General features: G+C 53.4%; 1 protein-coding gene and 2 pseudogenes. 2 read left to right on the top strand and 1 reads right to left on the bottom strand.

Going from position 1 to position 2,666, the window contains the following annotated elements:
• Window positions 1–118: 118 nt before the first annotated feature.
• Window positions 119–356, top strand: a pseudogene (locus CRT23_RS29520) (hypothetical protein); the annotation flags it as partial.
• 576 nt (window positions 357–932) lie between these two features.
• Window positions 933–1,718 (top strand): WecB/TagA/CpsF family glycosyltransferase, encoded by a 786-nt coding sequence (locus CRT23_RS27360; protein WP_210202116.1) that lies wholly within the window; start codon window positions 933–935, stop codon window positions 1,716–1,718.
• Between the two features lie 295 nt (window positions 1,719–2,013).
• Here the strand turns inward: CRT23_RS27360 and CRT23_RS27355 are convergent.
• Window positions 2,014–2,666: pseudogene (locus CRT23_RS27355) on the bottom strand (transposase); the annotation flags it as partial.

Raw genomic sequence — 2,666 nt, 5'->3', positions numbered from 1 at the left:
GGAGAGGAGCAGGTTTTGGACCACGGGCCATCGGTCACCTCCGTGCGGACATCCCGACACGTAGGAGCTTGCGCGAAATCTGCAACTGAACTCCTAACTCAGACCACTAGGACGAGGTGCGGCAGTAGACGAGTTGCGGCAGCACTTGCAGCTCCTCGTGGGGGCCTATAACTACGGCCGACGGCTCAAGACCCTGTACGGCCTAACGCCCTGCGAGTTGATGTGCCAGACCTCGAGGGAAACAGCCCAAACACTTCAGGCTCGATTCCTCACACCACATGCAGGGACCGAACATATGGACCCATGTGGACCTTGACCGTTCGGCAGCAGCTAGGCCGTGCGAGCCTGCTCTATGAGACAGACTTAACAGATCTGGAATGCACTGTGGTCAGGCCACTGATGCTAGGGCCGCGCGCGTGTGGTACCCCGCCGTTCTATAAAGTCTGGACAATCCTTAACACCATCTTCTAAACGCGCGCAGGATCATCACATAGCGCCTGATCCCCTTGGTATTTTGATCCCGCGATGTACCGCTACGCGGCCTAACTTTAAGATGCGGCATTCCGAGCTTGAAGCAGCAATAACGGTTTAATCACGGCCGACCGGCTATTGAAGAGGAAAACTCTCGCCAAACCTGCACTTTCTGGTTATAAAAATTTTTCTCATGCTCTCTTCGCAATTGAGTTTTTATCTTGACCTCAAATAATAATGTATTACTATTTACTGAGAAATGATCAATATGATGAAATCTATCCGCTCAACTTTTTTGCTGATACAAAATTAGACTACGAAAAATACACACTCTGCCATTCAGAAACCTGTCAGCAAAATACCAATACTCTAAATTATCACTTATAAGGGATCAAATCTAGAACCTAGCGCAGCAGATCGTGGTCCCAGCCAACGAAGATGGCAGTACAAGGATGGATAGTATGACAAGTATTACTGAAAAATGCGCAGCGATTGGCGGTGTTCGCGTAAATGCACTTTCTCGTAAGCAATGGGCTGATTGTATGCTGAGGGATTGCCTTGATCGTAAGGGTAATGCAAAAAAACCTATTTTCGTGACCTCGTTAAATGGGCATGTTTTATCAAAATATCACTCAAGCGGCACATTCAGAGAACACATCAATCAGGCGGACGGTATTGACGCTGACGGAATGCCTATTGTTATAGCCTCAAAGTTATTCGGTCAAACGCCTCTACCAGAACGTGTTGCTACCACTGATTTCTTCCATGACGCTTCAACGGTCGCTGCGCAGCACAGCCTGAAATTTTTCATGCTCGGCGGCACGGCCGAAGCAAACAAAGAAGCAATGCGGCGAATTCGCCTTTCTTATCCATCTTTGGAAATCACTGGACATCATGGATACATCGACTCCACAAATATTGAAGATGTACGAGAATTGATAAAAAATTACCAGCCCGATGTTCTCTGGGTCGGCATGGGTGTTCCGTTGGAGCATAAATTCGTTGCAGAAAATATTCACCACTTCGATGGCATAGGGTGGATAAAGACTTGCGGTGGTCTTATAGACTTCCTCGCTGGCAATAAGAGACGTGCCCCAAGATTTTTACAGAATATTGGATTGGAGTGGGCTTACAGGCTTGCATTAGAGCCCAGAAGACTGTTTTGGCGGTACGCCGTGACCAATTTTCATGCTATATTTATAGTTCTAGTACACGCGCTTCCTTGGCGTAGAACAACAATGACGTAGCCTGAGGCACGGCTGGCGCGGCCCTGAAGCAGGTCTAAAATCTGGAGTCTTGCCTATCCAGAAAGTGTAGGAGTAATGCGCAGCAATGCAATCTGCGGAAAGCATGCGTTCTTTATTGAAGCAATTAATCGGAGGTGCAAGACTCTGCCGCAGCTCGACCTCATACGGTCAAGTGCATGAGCAAATGGCGCACGCTTAGTGCTACTGTGTCACAAAGTGATGTCTGCAGCAGGGACATTGTTGCTGGGTTTGCGTGAGTGCCCGTGCCAGCCTCAAGCGCAAGGTCGCGATGGAGTCAGGCACGTGTCGCTCGGGCCGGATCGGGGGCACCGCGGGGTCTGTGACCGAGGGAGAGGGCAAGCGCTTGCCGTTCGGTGATCTCCGGTTCTGAGGGGGGAAAGCGGCCCCGCTCGGAGACCAGGAACCCGTAGGCGGCGACGCATAGGCTGGCGTGATGATGGAAGCCGCGCCAGCTTCGCCCCTCGTAGTGGCCGAGCCCAATCTCCTGTTTGAGCTCCTGGTAATCCCGCTCGATGCGCCAGCGCAGCTTCGTCTGACTGACCAACTCCCCCAGGGGCGTCTCTGGCGGCAGGGTCGAGAGCCAGTACTGGGTTGGCGCACCCTGGCCCTCCGGCCATTCGATCAGGAACCCCTCCTCGGGACGTGGCTCGTGTCGCAATTCATCCCGATGGGCCGGACGGGCCCGCACGGCCGCAAAGCGCGAGGTCAGAACACCGTTCGTGCCAACGCGCCATGTGACGCGCTGCCAGGCGATCTCCGGCAGAGATCGCCTGGCAGCTTCTCTGCCGCGAGTGGCTTTTGCTCAGGGCTCCGTCGTACCCGGGTGGGTGGGCGCCCGCGTCCGCTCCAAGGTTTGGGCGGCAGCGGTGCGGATCCTGGGGCCCGCAGGCTCGTCGAGGACTGAACACCCAGACTGTAGCGCAAGCC

The organism is Methylobacterium sp. V23, from assembly GCF_002917135.1.
Classification (GTDB): Bacteria; Pseudomonadota; Alphaproteobacteria; order Rhizobiales; family Beijerinckiaceae; genus Methylobacterium.
The sequence above is the reverse complement of the archived record's forward strand: the minus strand, read 5'-3'. Positions and strand labels throughout refer to the sequence as shown.